General features: G+C 69.5%; 3 protein-coding genes. All 3 read left to right on the top strand.

The genetic code is table 11. The annotated features are described in order from the left end of the window. On the top strand, positions 1-290 hold a 290-nt coding region (locus EIO58_RS16955), incomplete at its 5' end, for an acetyl-CoA carboxylase biotin carboxyl carrier protein subunit (protein ID WP_342447993.1). A gap of 16 nt (positions 291-306) precedes the next feature. Next, complete coding sequence (locus tag EIO58_RS16950; RefSeq protein WP_127820451.1) at positions 307-1,467, top strand: acyl-CoA dehydrogenase family protein; 1,161 nt, start codon at positions 307-309, stop codon at positions 1,465-1,467. A 16-nt stretch (positions 1,468-1,483) separates the two neighbouring features. Further along, positions 1,484-1,978 (top strand): MaoC family dehydratase, encoded by a 495-nt coding sequence (locus EIO58_RS16945; protein ID WP_240658966.1) that lies wholly within the window; start codon positions 1,484-1,486, stop codon positions 1,976-1,978. Positions 1,979-1,996 lie beyond the last annotated feature (18 nt).

The following is a 1,996-nucleotide window of genomic DNA, read 5'->3' as shown; positions in this document are numbered from 1 at the left end:
TGGCCGTACACGTCGTCGATGGCGCCACGGTGGCGACGGGCGACCGCATCGTCACCATCGAGGCGATGAAGATGGAGCACCCGGTCCTCGTGCCGCACGACGGCGTCGTACGCGTCGACGTCGCGGTGGGTGACCAGGTGCGCCGCGATCAGGTGCTCGCCCACGTGCAGGCCGCCGCCGAGGACGCGGCCGCTGGATCGAGTGCTCGCTCTGCGAGCGGATCGAGATCACCCGTCGACTCTTCCGACATCCCTGCGGGGATCCATGAGGCACCCGCATCCACCTCCTGACACCCTGAGGAGCATGATGAACAGCTACGACGGCTACGACCTGAGCGACGACGAGCGCGAACTCGCCGGCATGGTCCGCCAGTTCTCCGACGAGGTCGTGGCGCCGCGCTCGTACGAGGCGGACCGCACCCACACGCTGCCGCTGGACGTCGTGGCTCAGTTGGGCGAGCTGGGACTGTTCGGCCTGCCCTTCCCCGAGAAGTACGGCGGGCAAGGCGGGGACTACTTCGCGCTGTGCCTCGCGATCGAGGCGCTCGGACGCGTCGATCAGTCGATCGCCATCACCCTGGAAGCCGGGGTGAGCCTCGGCGCGATGCCGGTGTTCCGTTTCGGCACCGAGGAGCAGAAGCAGGATCTGCTGCCCGACCTGCTCGCGGGCCGCGCCCTTGCGGGATTCGGCCTGACCGAGCCGGAGGCGGGGTCGGATGCCGGCGCCACCCGCACGACCGCACGCCTCGACGGCGGCGAGTGGGTGATCAACGGGTCGAAGCAGTTCATCACCAACTCGGGAACCGACATCACCCGGTTCGTGACGGTCACCGCGGTGACGGGCGAGAGCGGCGGGCGCAAAGAGATCTCGACGATCGTCGTCCCCCACGGCACACCCGGCTTCACCGTCGAGCCCGGTTACGACAAGGTGGGGTGGCGGGCCTCCGACACCCACCCGCTCACGTTCCAGGACGCGCGCGTGCCCGAGGCGAACCTGCTGGGGGAGCGCGGGCGCGGCTTCGCGAACTTCCTCCACATCCTCGACGAGGGGCGCATCGCGATCGCCGCGCTCTCGACGGGGGCGGCCGAGGGATGCCTCGAAGCCGCTGTCGACTATGCGAAGGAGCGCACCGTGTTCGGCGAGCCGCTCGCGACACGGCAGGGCATGCAGTTCCTGCTGGCGCGCATGCAGCAGCGGGTGCATGCGGCGCGGCTCGCGTGGCACCACGCGGCGCGTCTGCGCGACGCAGGGAAGTCGTTCAAGACCGAGGCGGCGATGGCCAAGCTCACGGCGAGCGACGCCGCCATGGACAACGCGCGCGACGCCACGCAGGTGTTCGGCGGCAACGGGTTCATGAACGAGTACTCGGTCGGACGCCACTACCGCGACTCGAAGATCCTCGAGATCGGCGAGGGCACGAACGAGGTCCAGCTCCTCGTGATCGCCCGGGCACTCGGCGTCGCGTGAGGGTAGCGTGGCACCCGTGACCGACGAGACGCCCGCGATCGTCCAGCGCGGCCTGTACTACGACGAGCTGCAGCTCGGCGCCCGCTACCTGCACCGACCGGGACGCACCGCCACCGAGGCCGACAACGTGCTGTTCTCGTCGCTCACGATGAACACCCAGGCGCTGCACCTCGACGCCGCGTTCGCCGAGGAGCAGCCGTTCGGGCAGCGCCTCATGAACTCGATGTGGACGCTCTCGACCATGGTCGGGGCATCCGTGTCGCAGATCACACAGGGTACGCTCGTCGCGCAGCTCGGCCTCACCGACATCTCGTTCCCGGCGCCGCTGTTCCACGGTGACACGCTGACCACCGAGACCGAGGTCGTCGACAAGCGGCCGTCGGCATCGCGCCGCGGTCAGGGCATCGTGACGCTGCGCCATACCGGACGCAATCAGCACGGCACGGTCGTCGCGGTCGCCACGCGCGTGGCGCTCATGTGGCGCAGTCCTGAGACACAGGAGGCCTCGTGACGTTCGACCTGGGTCCCG

Origin of the sequence: Microbacterium sp. CPCC 204701 (assembly GCF_004010105.1) — a bacterium.
GTDB lineage: Bacteria > Actinomycetota > Actinomycetes > Actinomycetales > Microbacteriaceae > Microbacterium.
Note: the sequence above shows the minus strand (reverse complement) of the source record. Positions and strands in the feature narration are given on the sequence as shown.

Excerpts from the sequence above, each read along its gene's own strand:
- EIO58_RS16950 (WP_127820451.1), top strand. The coding sequence starts at position 307 with ATGAACAGCTACGACGGCTACGACCTGAGCGACGACGAGCGCGAACTC.